14 protein-coding genes are annotated in these 18,154 nt (G+C 40.3%); 9 read left to right on the forward strand and 5 right to left on the reverse strand.

Annotated elements, in window-relative coordinates; all coding sequences use genetic code 11:
* Positions 1 to 8: 8 nt before the first annotated feature.
* Complete coding sequence (locus tag FR932_RS02365) at positions 9 to 2,153, reverse strand: LruC domain-containing protein (protein ID WP_019441990.1); 2,145 nt, start codon at positions 2,151 to 2,153, stop codon at positions 9 to 11.
* Positions 2,154 to 2,715: 562 nt separating this feature from the next.
* Between FR932_RS02365 and lamB the strand changes: the two genes are divergently transcribed.
* Positions 2,716 to 4,056, forward strand: coding sequence for a maltoporin LamB (lamB, locus tag FR932_RS02370; RefSeq protein ID WP_019441991.1), 1,341 nt, complete (start codon positions 2,716 to 2,718; stop codon positions 4,054 to 4,056).
* A 195-nt stretch (positions 4,057 to 4,251) separates the two neighbouring features.
* Here lamB and FR932_RS02375 read toward each other — a convergent pair.
* The 4 genes from FR932_RS02375 to malK all read right to left on the reverse strand — a co-directional run bounded on the left by FR932_RS02375 (position 4,252) and on the right by malK (position 9,735).
* Positions 4,252 to 5,396 (reverse strand): IS3 family transposase gene (locus FR932_RS02375; protein ID WP_085983345.1). Its coding sequence is split into 2 segments (ribosomal slippage): positions 4,252 to 5,132 and positions 5,132 to 5,396, totalling 1,146 coding nucleotides; the frame shifts between segments, so codons are not numbered across the junction.
* A 56-nt stretch (positions 5,397 to 5,452) separates the two neighbouring features.
* On the reverse strand, positions 5,453 to 7,429 hold the full coding sequence (locus FR932_RS02380; protein ID WP_019441283.1) for an ATP-binding protein: 1,977 nt from the start codon (positions 7,427 to 7,429) through the stop codon (positions 5,453 to 5,455).
* A gap of 8 nt (positions 7,430 to 7,437) precedes the next feature.
* Positions 7,438 to 8,280 carry a phosphate/phosphite/phosphonate ABC transporter substrate-binding protein gene (locus FR932_RS02385; RefSeq protein ID WP_019441284.1) on the reverse strand — a complete coding sequence of 281 codons (843 nt, stop codon included), beginning with the start codon at positions 8,278 to 8,280 and terminating at the stop codon, positions 7,438 to 7,440.
* Positions 8,281 to 8,625: 345 nt separating this feature from the next.
* Complete coding sequence (gene malK / locus FR932_RS02390) at positions 8,626 to 9,735, reverse strand: maltose/maltodextrin ABC transporter ATP-binding protein MalK (RefSeq protein WP_019441285.1); 1,110 nt, start codon at positions 9,733 to 9,735, stop codon at positions 8,626 to 8,628.
* A gap of 397 nt (positions 9,736 to 10,132) precedes the next feature.
* Here malK and malE point away from each other — a divergent pair, with 397 nt between their 5' ends.
* The 8 genes from malE to mtgA all read left to right on the forward strand — a co-directional run bounded on the left by malE (position 10,133) and on the right by mtgA (position 18,022).
* Positions 10,133 to 11,308 (forward strand): maltose/maltodextrin ABC transporter substrate-binding protein MalE, encoded by a 1,176-nt coding sequence (gene malE, locus FR932_RS02395; protein ID WP_019441286.1) that lies wholly within the window; start codon positions 10,133 to 10,135, stop codon positions 11,306 to 11,308.
* 132 nt (positions 11,309 to 11,440) lie between these two features.
* On the forward strand, positions 11,441 to 13,042 hold the full coding sequence (gene malF / locus FR932_RS02400; RefSeq protein WP_019441287.1) for a maltose ABC transporter permease MalF: 1,602 nt from the start codon (positions 11,441 to 11,443) through the stop codon (positions 13,040 to 13,042).
* A 50-nt stretch (positions 13,043 to 13,092) separates the two neighbouring features.
* Positions 13,093 to 13,983 carry a maltose ABC transporter permease MalG gene (gene malG, locus FR932_RS02405; protein ID WP_019441288.1) on the forward strand — a complete coding sequence of 297 codons (891 nt, stop codon included), beginning with the start codon at positions 13,093 to 13,095 and terminating at the stop codon, positions 13,981 to 13,983.
* Positions 13,984 to 14,587: 604 nt separating this feature from the next.
* On the forward strand, positions 14,588 to 15,097 hold the full coding sequence (locus FR932_RS02410) for a hypothetical protein (RefSeq protein WP_019441289.1): 510 nt from the start codon (positions 14,588 to 14,590) through the stop codon (positions 15,095 to 15,097).
* Between the two features lie 348 nt (positions 15,098 to 15,445).
* Complete coding sequence (locus FR932_RS02415) at positions 15,446 to 15,850, forward strand: bleomycin resistance protein (RefSeq protein ID WP_019441290.1); 405 nt, start codon at positions 15,446 to 15,448, stop codon at positions 15,848 to 15,850.
* Between the two features lie 28 nt (positions 15,851 to 15,878).
* On the forward strand, positions 15,879 to 16,403 hold the full coding sequence (locus FR932_RS02420) for a GNAT family N-acetyltransferase (RefSeq protein WP_019441291.1): 525 nt from the start codon (positions 15,879 to 15,881) through the stop codon (positions 16,401 to 16,403).
* Positions 16,404 to 16,430: 27 nt separating this feature from the next.
* Entirely contained in the window at positions 16,431 to 17,027 is a 597-nt protein-coding gene (locus FR932_RS02425; protein ID WP_019441292.1) for a class I SAM-dependent methyltransferase, read from the forward strand.
* A gap of 290 nt (positions 17,028 to 17,317) precedes the next feature.
* Positions 17,318 to 18,022 (forward strand): monofunctional biosynthetic peptidoglycan transglycosylase, encoded by a 705-nt coding sequence (gene mtgA / locus FR932_RS02430; protein ID WP_081588318.1) that lies wholly within the window; start codon positions 17,318 to 17,320, stop codon positions 18,020 to 18,022.
* The last annotated feature ends 132 nt before the right edge of the window (positions 18,023 to 18,154 follow it).

Raw genomic sequence — 18,154 nt, forward strand, 5'->3', positions numbered from 1 at the left:
CGCGATACCTACTGATATACGTTGTTGATAACAGGGGTGTTGAACCAATTTTCATATGGGTTCTCTTCCTCGTCGAGCTTAGTTAACTTTGCTTCAATGAAATTAGCAAAGTCAGGGTAAGCGACAGAAATGTCGATACCTTCGTATGGTGGCGCCCATTGGGTACCAATTTCAACTGCCCAAGGAAGATTACGTTCATCTCTAAATATAAGTGGAAGGGCGTAACGATCATCCTGTAGACCAAAGTAGTCGCTTGTACCTAGGCTAGTCATAGGGCTATCCGCTAAATGAATTTCTAAAGGTCGGCCGGGCATAGTACCAGCGAAGAAATCATTACGACGGCGATCTGTCGTTGCAAATATGAACGGATCTAATGGCATAGTGGGTACTGCGGATTGATCTATTGGTGTTAATAATGGCATGGTAATATTAAACGTGAATTGATCGCTGTTGCTACAGCCTACTTCTGTCTTATAGAAACTGAAGCCACAATTACTTTTTTCAAATGTTTCTTTTAGGTCAGCTGTTACGATCACGACTGCATTATTTTGATTTTTTTCTAGTGGTGTTGCACCTTGTACTATTTGCCCATCATGAGTGAGCTTAACCAGATCCTCATCTATTTGTGAACGGAGTACGCCAGGTAACTGTATCGCAAAACCATTGGCATAATCAGCGCCGTATGCGGCTAACTGTCCAGTGACATCAACTCTGACGACTTTACTGTTTTGAATTACTTGTGTGACCCGATAATAAATAACAACATCATTGAAATCATAATCACCGAGTTCTGGCCACATATCCTCGTAGGCAATGGTGACAAAATCACTTTCACTTGGGTAATGTAGATAAGTGGTGTTGGCTGCTGTGATATTGATTTGGTAATCTTCGACTTCACCATTAACGTAACCACCATTATTACTCGCGTCTTCAACATCACCGACACGAAAACGAGCCCAGCTTTCGCCTGCAACCGCATTATCGGGTACGCTGATTAGAATATCATGTGTACCTGGCGATAGTTGTAAGCCACTGATAGCGCGCTCGTTGGCATCATCAAAGTCGCCATCACGGTTCCAATCAAACCAAGCATTGATATAAGTTGTTGCACCACCACCTATGACAACATTGACTTGGGCATCTAAACCTGGAATGAGACTGGTTTTGAATGACACACCATCTTCATCATCAATACTGATGCTTTCATCTGAGCTTGGGTAAATTATTGCATCTGATTCAGCATCGATATTCGAGCCTAAAAAGTAATTATTGTAATTAATTAGATGTCTTGCCCCATTATTTGCCAATGAAGTGCCGTAAGAGTCTGGTGCATCGCCGTAATCGGTATTGGACGAAGTAACAGGGGCGTTGGCACAGCGGGCACCGTCATTGCTGTTAGTTGGTGCTGCTTGAGCAAAATACACCGTCTCACCTGTGATGTTATCTGGATCGGTAATGTCAGTTCGGTACACGTTACCGTCGCTATTACGCACAAAATAAAGAAACCCTGAAACATCAAAATAAGCGGCGCCAAAATTACCGGCGGTGAACCCTGTATTTGCGACAACGCTAGCCGATCCGTTAGTTGGGTTTATACGGTAGAGATCACCGCTGCTACCTTCTACTGCATAGATGTTGCCATCAATGGGGTGGAAGGCAAAGTCGGCAATCATTATACTTTGATTAGCACCGTTTATTTTTTTTATCGTCAGGTATTCGGGGTCTGTGTCATCCAATGTAGTGTAGAAAAGCCCGGTATTTTTACGGTAAAAATAATATTTATTGTCGTAAATATCACCGACATAAAAATTATTGGTTGGCGGATTTGTGAAAGGTAATACAGTGCCTTTAAAATCACTATCAAATTGGACAAGCGCAAGTTGATTTTTATTAAAACCGTAAATGAAACGGTCTGCTTCGTTGAAGGCGATAGCGTTAATCGTGTTAGTACCTAGGTTATCATCAACTTGCAGTGTTTGTACCGCACCTGTTGATAAATCGACAGACTTATAATGGGTGGCATTATTGCTATATTGAGATAAAAAAGCCTCGGTAGGGCACAAATCAAAAGGTGCAGCGTAGGCTAAATTACCCCCAGCGACATAGATCAATACAGAGAAAAATATATTCGGTATATAAGAAGATTTAATCATTTTTAATTCCTCGATCCTTGGATGAGTACATTGGTATGTATCTCATCTTAACTGCATATTTTGAGCCAGTATTTTTTTCATTTTAAAACAGTAACTTAAAGTTAACTCTTGGTTTGAGTTGCAAATTGCAATGCATAATGAAAATCAATTTGTAGATATTGCAACATTATTGCAGTCGTTATCGTTGAGGGAAGTTCAGTGACGGTGAGGTTATTTATGCGTTAATGATGGAGTTTGCTAGCTAGGTCACACTTGTGAATAGGGCGCTCTTTTGCCCTTCAAACGGCTAAAACATGCTTTTATGGTGCTAAACATGATCGAGTTAACACTGTATTTCACGCGCAGGTTGAACAATCTCTGAAATACGCCCTAGTTAAGTGATCTGACTCATAAAAAATACCACTTATGTTTTTCTCAGCCTTTTTCATCCTCCTTAAATTAGCTGGGGGTGGAGGAGGTCGGTGATTAAAAAAATCCTTAATATGAATTTGTCTTCAAGGCAGTAGCAATGTGATTACCGCCTTTAAAAATGAAACCAAACTCTTTCAAGGATTTAGAAAATATGAAAAATTTAAATCGTGTTGCAATTGCTGTATCAGCTGCCTTACTTACTTCTGCTGTCGGCGCTGTTGATTTTAATGGCTATATGCGAGCTGGTACTGGTCTTAGCGGTAATAATGGCGAGAATTATTCGTTTGAAAAAAATAAGATTGGTCGTTTAGGTAATGAAAATGACTTATATGCAGAGTTTGGTTTCCGCCAAGAATTACCAAAAATCACTGGTATGGAAGATCAAAAATGGGTTGTTGATGCCATGATAGCGCAGGGCAACTCAGGTAATAATGGTTGGGAAGACGGCGACTTCAATGTTGCACAATTTAACGTCCAAGCGACTGGATTATTTGCTAGCGATAAAGACGCGACATTATGGGCTGGTAAACGTTATTACCAACGTAAAGATATTCACATTACCGATTTCTATTACCTAAATACGTCTGGTGGTGCTGGTGGTGGTATCGAAAATGTCAGTGTTGGTCCTGGTAAATTATCAGCAGCATGGATGTTAGATGACGGCACTCAAAAATTAACCACAACAAAGCAAGAATACCAATGGGTAGAAAAAGATACAGATAATGATCCGAGTACAGAACCAGATCGAACTTGGGAGCAAGTCGATGTAGTGACCGAAAAATCAGATAGTGTAAATGGCCATATTTTTGATGTTCGTTACGCAGGTCTTAACCTCTGGAGCGATGCAACGTTAGAACTGGCCGCTGTATATAATTTTGCTAATGAAAGTGAAGGACAAGACGTTAAAGCTGATGATGGCGTGATGTTAACCGCTATTGTACAACAAGGTTTAAGTAACGGCTTTAACCAAACAGTATTGCAATATGGTACTAGCTCTTATGGTGCACAAATGGCTGACTTAGGTAGTGGTGCTTGGTTTGACCGTTCAGGTGAGCAAAATGATGCGAATGGTTATCGTGTGATTAACTGGGGTGTGATGAGCTTTGGCGATAAAATCGAAGTTGGTCATCAGTTAATGTATGCAGCATCAACGGATGCATCATACGGAGATGGTGTTACTGGCAGCACGGTTACAGTTAAGGGTGACCATAGTTTGATGAGTGCTGTTGTACGTCCTATGTACAAGTGGAATCAAAATATGAAGACCATCTTAGAGTTAGGTGTGTTCTCTGAGTCATATGATGGCCGTGATGATAAAGGCGGCAGCAAAGCGACTATCGCCCAAGCATGGTCGATGGGCGAAAGCTTCTGGGCTCGACCTGAAATCCGCGTATTTGCGTCATACTTAACAGATGATGAAGGGACTACGATGGGATCAAGTAAAGGCGATAGCGACTACTCAATCGGTATGCAAGTTGAAGCTTGGTTCTAAGCCCTTGCAAATTGTCTCTATACGCTATACTTAACAATGCAAGATAGTTAAAGGGGAACTCTTTTTGTTTGCAGCAAAAACCCCTAGTAATAAAGATGCCTAACAGTGAATGCTGTTAGGTATTTTTTTGTTTGGCTGAAAAGGGCTCATTATGTAGTGGTCAAGTAAAACTGTACACCTAGATAGGCGTTTAAATTAAGCTGCAGCTTCCATAATCACTGGCGACAAATAGTTATTATAACTATGGCCTCGTTTTGTATTGTAATGCTGCAGTATATATTTGAGCGTATCTCGCTCAGCTTCAGCAAAGGTGTTATAGCATTCCTTTGGCATCCACTCTGTTTTAAAACTTCTAAAAAATCGTTCCATTGGGGCGTTGTCCCAACAATTTCCGCGTCGACTCATACTTTGCGTTATTTGGTATTTCCACAACGCTTGTCTGAATTGAAGGCTCGTGTAATGACAACCTTGGTCTGAATGAAACATCACATTTTTTGGTCGGCCTCGGCTTTCGTAAGCCATACGTAGCGCCGCACAAGTTAAATCTGTGTTTGGGCTATCTGAGCATGCCCAACCCACAATTTTACGTGCAAATAAATCCATGACTACAGCTAGGTACATCCATTTATTTCCAGCCCAAACATAGGTCACATCGCCACACCAAACTTGATTGACTGTTTCAACATCAAACTGCCTATTTAGTCGGTTCGGTGCGATTTTCGATACATCCTCAGATATCTTATACTTATGTTTATTCGGCTGTTTACTGACAATGCCGACTTCTTCCATCAATCTTGCTGCTTTGTATCTACCGACACTTTCCCCTGCTTGATTAAGTTGGCCTGAGATGGTTCTCGCGCCAGCTGAACCTCGACTACGGCTGTGTATAGCAATGACTTTTTGACGTAATACAGCTCGTTCCGGCTTTGTTACACCGCGGTATTTAAGTCGATAATGGAAGCTACTGCGAGGTATTTCAAATAACACACATAGCTTCTTTATTGAATGATTATCTCTTGATAACGCGGCTATCAAATCTATCGTTTGATGCTGTCCTGCATTAAAAGAGCGGAAGCTTTTTTTAATATGTCTTTCTCCCATTCAATTTGCTTAATTTTGGCTTCAAGCTCTTGAATACGTATTTGGTCTGGCGTCATAGCCTTTGCAGTCGGTGTTATCCCGCCATGTTCTTGCTTAAGTTGAGCTACCCATCGTCTCATTGCCGTGTATCCAACACCGACGGCATCACAGGCTTCTTGTATCGAGTAGCCTTTATCCAGGACTAAGTTTGCAGCATCATGCTTGAATGCTACTGAATATGTTGTTCGCGCTTTTGTCATTGTGTACACCGTTTTTATGTTGAGGGTATTCTATCCCATTTAGGTGTACAGATTCATTAAACCACTTCATTAGTGTTATCGCCCGTTAACCATGTGTTAAGCGCTTTACTGAGTGTTTCTGGAGAAATAGGCTTAGTGATGTAATCATCCATCCCAGCAGCAAGACATTTTTCCCGATCGCCCTGCATGGCATTAGCGGTCATGGCAATAATAGGCACTTGATGGTTAATCTGCGTCGACTGAGAACTGCGAATAAGAGTAGCCGCCTCGTAACCATCCATTATCGGCATTTGGCAATCCATAAGTACTAAGTCATAAGTTTTATTTTCAAGAGCATGTACAGCTTCCTCACCGTTATTAACGACATCGGCGAAAAAACCTAATTTTTTAAGAATGCCCATTGCGACTAATTGGTTAGTCAGGCTATCTTCGGCAAGTAAAATACGTGCGTTTTTATGCGTAGTGGGTGCTATCACGTGTTTAGTTTCGGGGATGGAAATTAACTGTGTTTGAGCCTTGATAAAGCGAGCGGTAAACCAGAATTCAGCACCTTTACCTTCTGCACTGATAATGCCTATTTCGCCGCCCATCAACTCAGATAACTGCTTTGATATAGAGAGACCTAAACCTGTGCCGCAATATTGACGTGTAGTAGATGAATCAACCTGCGTAAATTTATCAAATAATAGTTCTTGTCTACTCTTCGGTATACCTATACCAGTATCTTTTATGGCAAAGCGGATCAGCGAATCATGCTCGGTGGTTGATAATAAATTTACCGTAATGATTATTTCACCCTGTGCGGTAAATTTAATCGCGTTACCGAGTAGATTTGTGAAAACTTGTCGTAATCGCCCTGGGTCGCCTTGGATAAATGCGGGCACTTCGGAGGACATCGCACAACTAAATTCTAATCCTTTAGTTTTAATTTGCTGTGCGTAAAGAGTAGATAAATCGTTAATCATTTTATGTAAATCAAAATCAATGACTTCGAGATTAAGCTGTCCCGATTCTATTTTTGAAAAATCGAGAATATCGTTAATGAGACTCAGGAGTGACTCCCCGCTGGCGCGAGCGACTTGTGCATAGTGGCGCTGTTCATCCTTGAGCTGTGTATCTAACAACAAACCGAGCATGCCGATAACGCCATTCATTGGCGTGCGGATCTCGTGGCTCATATTAGCGAGAAACTCACTTTTGGCGCTATTTGATTCTTCGGCCTTTTTAGCAAGTATGTTGGTGGTGACGATATTTTCCAGCAATTCTTCATTCATTTCGCTGATTTTCTTGGCCATGACATTGGCACGGTTTGTTTCATTACTTGCTTGCAGGGCTGATTGCATTGCTTCATTTTTGCTGATTAACAGTGATTCTTGGCTAGTTAAAATATTATTACGCATGATATTAAAATTTTCGGTTAACTGACCTATTTCATCTTTTGAGACTGGCGGTAAACTAATATCAAAGTTACCGTTGGCCAATTCCTTGGTCGCTTGTTTCAGCTTTAATATGGGTAATTGGATTAATCGGTTTTGCATAAACAGTTCAATGCAGATAATTAACAGCATCATCACGATTAAAAAAATCTTAAGTTCCCAGATGCGCTGTTCGGTAAATTCGTGCTTGGCGGTCCAATCTATGTGTAGGACAAGGTAACCTATGGTTATATTTTCATTCACTAGTGGGTAATCAATGCGAATATGGTTCGGATGTTGTTCTGCCAGTATCGCTTTATTTGATGAAAATAAAGGGTACTTCTGTTTTTTATCGGCGTCGTATAATGTCAGATGGGCCCAATTTTGTTGGTGTAGCTGTTTTTGATAATCTAATGATGAATATAATGCTGAAAAATCACTGGCGATTAGATGCCTAATCACATCACTTTCGATAGATCTGATTTCATTTTGCATCTGTTCTCTGAAATCTGCCTGGGCATAATTAAATAATTTTGGCGCCCAATACCAATTAATCACACTAGTGAAAACAAAAAATCCAATAAGGACTGGAACCATTAATTTAAATTTAATGCTCATCAGGTTCCTTACTTTGGTTGGATATAAAATCTTTTTAGGTTCATGCTTTTCAAAGGTTCATAATCAGCCATCGTGGCGATGGTTATTTGTGGCATCGGAATACCCTGCAGTAATACTGCTGTGGCCTCCGTTTTCCCCATGTTGATTAACGCGGCGGTTACTTTTTCAATATCGCGGCTTGCAACGCGAGGGTGCGCGGCTATTGGGTGTGATGCTACTGGCGTGGTTTTATGTATTACTCTTAAGGCTTGCTGATATTCTATTTTTTGTTTTTTAAGGGTTTTACCGACCCCACCACCGGCTTGAGTATCACCAAGCAATACATTGAGATAGACAGAACCATGAGTATTTACATACACAGGGGTGATCTGGATATTAAATATATCATGTAGTTCTTGGCGCATTTGTAATGATGCACCAAGGGCATTGGGTGAAGGGAATGCAATTTTAGCGCCGTTGAGCTGTGCTACATTTTTTATTGGGCTGTCTTTTTGAACGACCAATACGCCGTGTAATTTTTTCGAACCATCTTTGACGAGGGGAATATAGCCTTGTAGCTGATTGCCTAAGACAAAATGATAAGGGTTCATGTAGACAAAATCATACGTTCCAGCCATAAATTTTTTCTCAAATTCATTTATATTGGGCGCACCTTCTAACTTAAATTGGAGACCTGTTTCAACTGTTAGCTGTTCAAGTATTGGGATCCAGATAGCAGTTAACTTTCGTGCTTCAAACTGCGGCACCACTCCCACGATATAAACCTTTTCCTCGGCATGTACTGTGATCGAAAAGAGTAACTTTAGGCTAAAGAAAGTGATCAGCAAGAATCGTAATTTAAATATGTACATGTAAAGGTCCTTTTATCGACGCATGTAGTGAATTGGAAAAAGCGAACTTATAAACACCTCTGCATTGAATTTGCTGTGATAAAACTTATCGCAATAGGGATCTAGGGCGCAGTAATTAAGTATTGTAGATAACTGTTAAATTGACGAAAGTTATGCGTAATAAAATCGATCAGACCGTGAGCGCGAAGCCTTATGTTTTTTCCGTCGTCGGAGGTTGAAAATATGATAGTAAATAGTGAGGGGATTCATGAGAATGTCGAGAAGACTTAATTAAATATAAGAGAAAATAGCCAATGCCTTACACATTGGCTAAGTTGATTGAAGTGTCTGAAATTATGTAATTGGTTAACTCGTTGTTTCTTTGTATAAACGCTGACAAGCTTGGCCGTCTTTATGGAACAAATGACAACGGTGTGCTGGGATACCAATATCTAGTTTCTCGCCTGCATCAATAGAGAGGGTATCAGCAACACGATAAATTACATCCTCATCACTGCCCTCAATGTTTAGATAGACTTGGGTTTCATTGCCCAATTTTTCTACCACTATGGTTTCGCCAGTGATCACAATATCAGCATTTTCAACCGACACTAAATGCTCAGGGCGTATACCTAGGATCATTTCATCACCGGCATTAACGGTTTCACCATCAATGGGGAGCCAAGTACTTTGACAGTTAGGCAGTAGTACTTCGACACGCAGGGCTTCAACAGTTTGAATATGGACGTTAATGAAGTTCATTTTTGGAGAACCAATAAAACCGGCCACGAAAATATTCTGCGGGTAATGATAAATATCGAGTGGGGCACCGACTTGCGCCACGTTACCACCGTCGAGTACCACAATTTTATCAGCCATGGTCATCGCTTCAACTTGATCATGCGTCACGTAGATCATGGTGCAACCTAATTGCTTGTGTAATTTTGCCAATTCAATGCGCATTTTAACACGCAGTGCTGCATCTAAATTTGATAGTGGTTCATCTAACAAAAATACTTCTGGTTGTGATACTAACGTACGGCCAATTGCCACTCGTTGACGTTGACCACCAGATAATGATTTTGGTTTACGATCTAATAAAGGCGTTAGTTGTAGAATATCTGCAGCATGTGCCACGCGATCTTTAATTAACTGTTTATCTGCTTTTGCTAGTTTTAAGCCAAACGACATGTTATCGGTTAAGTCTAAGTGTGGGTAAAGCGCATAAGATTGAAATACCATGCCGACACCGCGTTTAGAGGGCTCGATATCGTTCATGCGTTTGCCGCCAATAAATAAATCACCCGAGGTGATATCTTCAAGCCCAGCAATACAACGTAACAGGGTTGATTTACCACAACCTGACGGACCAACGAAAACGACAAATTCACCATCGTTTATTTCGAGGTCTACGTTTTTGGAAATAAGTATATCATCATAGGCTTTACATACATTGTTTAACGTGACAGTTGCCATCTCGCGAGTCCTTTTTATGACTAATTAGAATATCTTACACAGCATTCTTCGATGTTGATAGTGTGTTTTATACGGGTCTTAACTGCATCATCCTTGATAAGAATTTTTAGGGGGGAGTAGATAGGAGGAGTGCATAGATCACATTTTATTGATGTTTGCTTTATTATCACTCTAAATAGGTAATTTATTGCGCATTAGTGTGCGAGCCATCGCATTTTTATCGCCTTTATTAAGCAACTAAGTAAAATATATTGTTCAAGTTCACGCTTTTGGCTTTGCAGGGGCTAGGCGTAGGGTAAAGGATGATGTTGGTAATGACTTTTTGTATGACTATAGCATCCAACACAGACAGCTTGTCTGGACAGTTTGAACGCTAATTTAATAAGGATATAAAGTGATGAGAAAAACCTTAACGGCAGTTGCACTACTCACTGCAATGAACTCTTTTTCTGCCTTTGCTGCTATTGAAGAAGGCCAGTTAACAATTTGGATTAACGGTGACAAAGGTTACAACGGTCTTGCTGAAGTCGGTAAACAGTTTGAAGCTGATACCGGCATCAAGGTGACGGTTGCACATCCAGATAGCTTACAAGACAAGTTCCCACAAGTTGCTGCTACTGGTGATGGTCCAGATATCGTATTTTGGGCACATGACCGTTTTGGTGGTTATGCGCAAGCCGGTCTATTAGCTGAAGTTAAACCATCGAAAGAATTAAAAGACAGCATGGTTGATTTTACGTGGGACGCAGTTAAGTACAACGGTAAGTATGTTGGTTATCCTGTCGCGGTCGAGTCATTATCACTTATCTATAATAAAGATTTAATTAAAACGCCACCGAAGAACTGGGAAGATGTGGCGGCATTAGACAAGCAGCTTAAAACCCAAGGTAAATCGGCAATCATGTGGAATCTAAAAGAACCGTTCTTCACTTGGCCTCTGATGGCCGCTGATGGTGGTTATGCATTTAAAACTAATGCGACTGGTTACGATGTAAAAGATGTCGGCATAAACAATGCGGGCGTTAAAAGCAGTATGGCGCTAGTGCAAAAATTATTAGCCGATAAAGTCATTTCACCTGATATGGATTACTCGGTATCAGAATCTGAGTTCATCAAAGGTAATGTTGCGATGACCATTAATGGTCCGTGGTCATGGGGCAATATCGATAAGTCTGAGATTAATTACGGGGTTGCACAGTTACCTAAATTTAACGGTAATCACTCTAAACCATTTGTTGGCGTATTAACGGCAGGTATCAGTACTGCGTCACCAAACAAAGATTTAGCGGTTGAGTTTATCGAAAACTATCTATTGACCAATGAAGGTCTGGCTAAAGTGAACAGTGACAAACCACTGGGCGCTGTCGCATTGACGTCATATCAAGAACAGTTAGCGACTGATAGTCGCATTGCGGCAACGATGGATAATGCAATGAACGGTGAAGTGATGCCGAACATCCCACAGATGAATGCATTCTGGGGCGCAACTAAAAATGCCATCATTAACATTGTCGATGGTCGTCAATCGATTGATGCGGCATTAAGTGATGCAGAAAAGCAGATGACTAAATAGGCTTTAAGCCTTTTTTTTTAAGTCTTCTTTGTTTTAATACTCTCTGTTTAGTACTTTTGTTTAATCATCGGAAGTACTGAGATAAGAGGAGGGGTCATCTCTCCTCTTGCTGTTTATTAGGTAGGTTCTTCCATGCAGACTGTTAAAGTAGCTGAAATTCTGGGTGATGATACACCAGACTCTCAACAGACTCCCGACCAAGTCAATTCTCGATTTATATCTCCGCATTTTATAAAATGGTGCACCCTTACGCTGATTGGGTTAATGAATGGTTATGCGTCAATATTGATGTACTCACGTGGTGAGACGTCATTTGCTGTATTAACCTTGATATTAACTTCGTTAGCCTTGTATATTTTTGGTAGTAAAAAGACTTATGCACACCGTTATATTTACCCCGGTGTCGCGGGAATGATTTTGTTTATTATTTTCCCTCTGGTCTATACGGTTGGTATCGCCTTTACCAATTACAGTGCTACTAATCAGCTGTCTTTTGAACGCGCTCAATCTGTACTGCTGGATAATACCTATCAAAGTGGTGACAGCTATAAATTCGATTTGTATCGCAGTGAAAATGGCTATCGTTTGGCAGTCAAAGACGGTGCACAATTATTAGTAACTAGTGAAATTAATTTAACCAAGCCGGAAAGCTTGCGCTTAACGCTTAACGCGACAGATGATGTTGTCGGTAGCAAAGCGAAAATAAAAGACATTATCAAAAACCGTGCGACGTTAAATAACGTTGATTTAGTATTACCAAACGGTAACGAAATTCGCATGAGCGGGTTACGTAAATTTGCCGCAGTACAACCGCTTTATCGTGTTGAAAGCGATGGCACGACTTTAGTTAATAATAAAGATAATACGGTATTGATTCCCAATATGGATACTGGCTTTTATCAAACGATTGATGCTGAAGGTAACTATATTGGCGATCCGTTAGCGCCTGGTTTTACCGTGGTGATCGGTACGGCTAACTTCGAACGTATTTGGCAAGATGATGGCATTAAAGAACCTTTCATCAGTATTTTCTTTTGGACTATTATCTTCTCTGGTTTATCGGTTCTTGCGACTGTGATCATCGGGCTGGTACTCGCAAGTATTGTGCAGTGGGAAGCGTTACGCGGCCGTGCTGTCTACCGCATGCTATTAATTTTACCTTACGCGGTACCGTCATTTATTTCTATCCTGATCTTTAAAGGTTTGTTTAACCAAAGCTTCGGTGAAATTAATATGGTGCTAGAGGCGATGTTTGGCCTGTCACCAAGTTGGTTCTCGGATCCTATCTCTGCCAAAGCCATGGTATTGATGGTGAATATTTGGTTAGGTTTCCCGTACATGATGATCTTAAGCATGGGTATGTTGAAATCAATCCCGGATGATTTATACGAAGCATCAGCGCTTGATGGTGCAGGGCCACTGCAGAACTTTAAAAACATTACTTTCCCAATGATGATGAAACCATTGTTGCCGTTAATGATTGCTAGCTTCTCGTTTAACTTTAATAACTTTGTATTGATTCAGCTGTTAACACAGGGTGGACCAAACATGATTGGTACGAGTGAGCCTGCAGGTTATACCGACTTGTTAGTGAACTATACCTATCGCATCGCCTTTGAAGGTGCTGGTGGTCAAGACTTTGGTTTAGCTAGTGCAATCACGACGCTTATCTTCTTGTTAGTGGGTGGTTTAGCACTCTTTAACTTACGTTTCACTAAGTTGTCAGAAAAATAATCGCAGCAGTAACTGACAGTAGTAACAGACAAATTAGAAGGAATAATAGTATGGCTATGGTACAAGGGAAATCATTAAAATATCGTGTGTGGGCTGCCCATTTGGCGCTCTGCGCGCTGCTAGTAGTGATTATTTTCCCATTGGTAATGGTAGTGGCAATTTCGTTTCGTGAAGGTAACTTCGCAACAGGTGGCATTATTCCAACATCACCGACATTAGATCACTGGCGTTTAGCCCTAGGCTTCTCGGTAACGAATGCTGATGGCAGTATTACACCGCCGCCATTCCCAGTGTTGTTGTGGTTGTGGAACTCGGTAAAAGTCGCGGCGATATCGTCGGTGATGATTGTGGCGTTATCAACGACATCGGCTTATGCGTTCGCACGTTTACGCTTCGGTGGTAAAGACACTATCTTAAAAGCGATGATGATCTTCCAAATGTTCCCTGCGGTATTAGCGCTGGTGGCTTTGTATGCTTTGTTCGATAAGTTAGGTCAGTATGTGCCGTTCTTGGGACTGAATACCCACGGTGGTTTGATCTTCGCTTATCTTGGCGGTATTGCACTGCATGTATGGACGATTAAAGGTTACTTCGAATCGATTGATGGTTCATTAGAAGAAGCAGCGGCATTGGATGGGGCGACGCCTTGGCAAGCATTCCGTTTAGTGCTGTTGCCATTGTCGGTGCCTATTTTGGCTGTGGTATTTATCCTTGCGTTTATTGCGGCGGTAACCGAAGTGCCAGTGGCGTCGTTATTATTGTCTGATGTGAACAACTACACGTTAGCGGTTGGCATGCAGCAGTACTTGTATCCACAAAACTACCTGTGGGGTGACTTTGCAGCAGCGGCCGTGTTATCAGCATTACCTATCACTGCGGTGTTCTTAGTGGCACAGCGCTGGTTAGTTGGCGGCTTAACGTCTGGTGGTGTGAAAGGTTAGTTCGTTTGTAACGATGTTTGTATAATTTAAGCCAGTGGGTGATGTTTCTTTTTTGAAAGAGGCGTTGCCCGCTGGCTTTGCTGTTTGTGGGGTGAGTGTGGAAGCGATGGCTTTGCTGTTTGTGGGGTGAGTGTGGAAGCGATGGCTGTTGGCTAGTTTAATCACTCTAAGAAGGTTTTCCCCAAACTGTGTTAGAGCAGTTACTCACTCATAATATGAAAATATTGGTTTGCGCATACATTTGCTCATGTGAGGTATTTGTCATATCACAACAGCACCCTATTGCGACTTGTATCCCATATTACAAAAGCATTATAAATAAACTTTTCAATCAAAATTAACGTGGAAGTGAGATTCACCATAACAGTGCAAAATGATCCATCCAGTATTACGGGTTAGAATTGGTTTTAAAGGGGTAAAATAAGCGTTAGAGAGGACTTTTTGCCTGAGTGGTGAAATGACACAGCGCATTATCACCTTTATGTTCAATAGGCCGCTCAGGGACGATTTTATCTATATGCTGACTGAGTACACCAATATCCATATACTTTTTTTACACCTATGAGGATATATATTTCGCATTTAATAACATTAAAGTTTTAATATGAATTATTTATATCGTTTTGTTTCCTTTTGTTGCCTATCACTACCTTTATATTCTCAAGCTTCTAAACAAGAAAACGAGCAGCCTGATAACGAACCTTTTTACCAAACTGTTTATCGTGATTTCATCGATAACTCTTTTTATGATGATAAAGGCATCGTAGTCACCTATACAGGCAGAACGTACCACCTTAGCTCTAGAGATAGAAATGAAAACAATCAAATAATGGGATTGGGATATAAAGGCTTTGAAATTTCTACTATGAACAATTCATTCTACAATCGCTCATATATGTTTTCCTACCATAAGAAATGGCCTTTAAATGATTGGGCGGATCTAGGTTTTAGGCTAGGTGGAATAACTGGATATTCAAAGGAGGATAACAGTGTGCAGCTATTTGGTATTACCCCTCTGATATCTCCAACTATTACTTTCCACTATAAAGGATTTGGTTTTGAGACTGCACTCCAAACCGATGTATTCATCTTTACGCTAAATTATCAATTTTGATAATTTAGCACCAATGAAGAATTTAGTTGTCCCCCGTAAGGTGTAAATAAATACCTTACGGGCCATTAATGAATGTTAAAGATATTTTATTTTTGCTACTTACAATTTCAATTATATTGTTATTTAGCATCAGTGTTATGTGGTTTAATTAAGAGCATGCTGAAGTGACATAGACCGTTTACATAAACTAAAATAGCAACATTTAGTCTGTTGATCATCGTTATGCGCATTATCACCTTTATGTTCAATAGGCCGTATATCGACGATTCTAGCCCTAGATCTAAAAATCCTCCAACGAGGAAGCCAAATTAATTATTCCACTACAGTTTCAATAATCGGAGTCTATTGATGAGTTTAAGAGTTGTACCAGAGCTTTATTGTGTTGATATCGATGTAAGTAAGCACTTTTATATTGATATTCTAGGCTTTAGCATTAAGTATCAACGTCCAGAAGAGCAGTTTCTATTTCTAACCCTAGATGGTGTTGATTTGATGCTAGAGGGGTTAAATAGCGTAGGAAGAAAGTGGCTAACGGGTGATATGAATGTACCATTTGGCCGTGGTGTTAATTTTCAGTGGGATACAAACGATATTGATAATATATATGATCGTATTCAATCATTATCACCAAGCTCTATTTATATGGAACTGGAAACTAAAACCTACGAATGTAACAAGCAGCTAGCTATTCAAAAACAATTCATTGTGCAAGACCCTAATGGATACCTATTTCGGTTTTGTGAAGACAGTTAGTTCGACGTCAAATACAGGGATGATATAAATGTTATTTACAGAACGACTCATATTACGAAAGTTTGTTGAAAGTGACGAAGAGGCAGTCGTGACGCTATTAAAAGATGCTGATTTCATGGTGTACTCTCCGACAGGTGCAATGAAGCAATCGCAAGCTGAATCTCGCTTTGAATTACTCTTAAACGCCTTTAAAAATCACGGCATTGGTAAGCTTGCGGTGATCGAATTATCAACTAATGATTTAATTGGATACTGCGGTATTGAGTCATTCGAATATAACAATAATGCAGCTGTCGAATTAGGTTATCGCTTAAAACTGTCTGCTAGAGGTAAAGGTTACGCATTTGAAGCCAGTGAAGCCATATTAGTGCTTGCTGCTGAACTTGGATATAAGAATGTTTTAGCGTTAACTGAACCTGAGAATACGGCATCTCAGCATATACTTTTCAAGCTCGGCTTTGAATCTTGTGAGCAAGGAGTGTATCAAGGTATGCCAATTCAGTATTTCGAGAAAGATATTTGTATTAAAAAAGTATTGTTTTGTTCACACTAGTACTTTGAAGAAAGGATTTTTTTAACAATGGACAAAAACACCGCAATTTGGCAACAATACTACGAAAAATCACTGAACCGTAAGCATTCACCTAGGACTGAATTTGCAGTAAAGCTCAACGAGTCTGGCCTAAATGTAGCCATTGATTGTGGCTGTGGCACGGGTAGTGACGTTTCATTTCTTAACCAACAAGGTTACCAAGTTCATGGTTTCGATATAAATCCTGATTCAATCTCTATTTGTGATGACCGTTTTAGCGACAATGCTATGATTGATATATCACAAGCTTCCTTTGAAAGTTTTAACTACCCGCAATCAGGTGTCATCATTGCTAACTCTAGCTTGTTTTTTGCTGAAGCAGCCGCTTTTGAAAGTACTTGGTTATCAATAGAATCTAACCTCCAAATTGGCGGTGTCTTTTCTGGTGATTTCATGGGTGAGAATGACAGTTGGGCAAAAGGTTATCGTAGTGATACTGCACCGTTAACCAAACAGAAAATATCTACCTTATTTGAAAATTTCGAAATTATTAGATTTCATGAGCGCGACGAACAAGGTAATACCTCTTTGGGTAAAACCAAGTGGTGGCATACTTTTTCAGTTGTAGCGGTAAAGCGTACATAACTGCGTATAACGCATGTTATGTTTAATCGGGGTGAGGGCGTTAGTTAGACGCCTTCGCTTACCCTATAAAATCTAACGTGTTTTACCATCGGTAGTACAATAGATCTAAGCCATTCCTGTCCATCAATGGCTTAGGATGTTCAGCTTAAACTATTTTTACTCGCAGCACATATAGCAACCTATAAACTCATCACTAGTTTTACTCATCCACCACTTCAACATCACTGATTTAATCATTAAAAATAAATAATGTTGCTATAATAAAACTAAATTTTCTTAGATTATTAGCAATGAAAAATAACAGAAAGTCTCATAAGAAGAGTTTTAAAAAGCGCGTATTAGGTTATGTCATGATTACTTTCTCTAGCTTGTTTATAGCTAGTATCATGCTGACCCTGCCTTTACGTTGGTTGAATCCTTTTACCACCACCTTTATTATTCAAGAGATGTTTACCGACAAAAAAATAATCTCGCTAGATTGGGTGGCCTATGAAAACATTGCTAAAACGCTACCCATTGCGATCATTGCATCGGAAGATCAGAAATTTCCCGACCATTTAGGTTTTGATTTTGATTCTCTTTATAAAGCATTAACAGAAAATCGAAAACAAACGCGTGGAGCGAGCACCATTAGCCAACAACTGGTTAAAAACCTTTATTTGTGGCCCGGACGCAGCCTAGTTAGAAAAGGGGTCGAAGCATACTTCACCATCTTGATAGAGGTGTTTTTACCGAAACGCAGAATTTTAGAGATTTATCTTAATGTGGTTGAATTCGCACCCGCAGTGTATGGCGTTGGAACTGCGAGTCGAAAATTATTTTCCCGTTCAGCCGCACGCATTAGTGCTCATCAGGCCGCGCTGTTAGCTGCGGTATTACCAAATCCAAAACGAATGTCTGCGGCAAACCCTTCCTCTTATGTGTTAAGCCGCGCGGCACAAATTAACAAGGCAGTGCGATCATTAGGTGGAGCAGCTTACCTGAAAAATTTATAACCAAAGCTGAAACGGTGAGCGTGCCGTTAACGCATATCAAATGCTTCTTGATGAAAATCATGCTGCGCTAATCCCGCCTTAACAAAATATGATTTTAGTACATGACCGAATTTGACCGGGCCACAAAACCAA

It is taken from the genome of Moritella marina ATCC 15381 (genome assembly GCF_008931805.1).
GTDB lineage: Bacteria > Pseudomonadota > Gammaproteobacteria > Enterobacterales > Moritellaceae > Moritella > Moritella marina.

Excerpts from the sequence above, each read along its gene's own strand:
- FR932_RS02365 (WP_019441990.1), bottom strand. The coding sequence starts at position 2,153 with ATGATTAAATCTTCTTATATACCGAATATATTTTTCTCTGTATTGATC.
- lamB (WP_019441991.1), top strand. The coding sequence starts at position 2,716 with ATGAAAAATTTAAATCGTGTTGCAATTGCTGTATCAGCTGCCTTACTT.
- FR932_RS02380 (WP_019441283.1), bottom strand. The coding sequence starts at position 7,429 with ATGAGCATTAAATTTAAATTAATGGTTCCAGTCCTTATTGGATTTTTT.
- FR932_RS02385 (WP_019441284.1), bottom strand. The coding sequence starts at position 8,280 with ATGTACATATTTAAATTACGATTCTTGCTGATCACTTTCTTTAGCCTA.
- malK (WP_019441285.1), bottom strand. The coding sequence starts at position 9,735 with ATGGCAACTGTCACGTTAAACAATGTATGTAAAGCCTATGATGATATA.
- malE (WP_019441286.1), top strand. The coding sequence starts at position 10,133 with ATGAGAAAAACCTTAACGGCAGTTGCACTACTCACTGCAATGAACTCT.
- malF (WP_019441287.1), top strand. The coding sequence starts at position 11,441 with ATGCAGACTGTTAAAGTAGCTGAAATTCTGGGTGATGATACACCAGAC.
- malG (WP_019441288.1), top strand. The coding sequence starts at position 13,093 with ATGGCTATGGTACAAGGGAAATCATTAAAATATCGTGTGTGGGCTGCC.
- FR932_RS02410 (WP_019441289.1), top strand. The coding sequence starts at position 14,588 with ATGAATTATTTATATCGTTTTGTTTCCTTTTGTTGCCTATCACTACCT.
- FR932_RS02415 (WP_019441290.1), top strand. The coding sequence starts at position 15,446 with ATGAGTTTAAGAGTTGTACCAGAGCTTTATTGTGTTGATATCGATGTA.
- FR932_RS02420 (WP_019441291.1), top strand. The coding sequence starts at position 15,879 with ATGTTATTTACAGAACGACTCATATTACGAAAGTTTGTTGAAAGTGAC.
- FR932_RS02425 (WP_019441292.1), top strand. The coding sequence starts at position 16,431 with ATGGACAAAAACACCGCAATTTGGCAACAATACTACGAAAAATCACTG.
- mtgA (WP_081588318.1), top strand. The coding sequence starts at position 17,318 with ATGAAAAATAACAGAAAGTCTCATAAGAAGAGTTTTAAAAAGCGCGTA.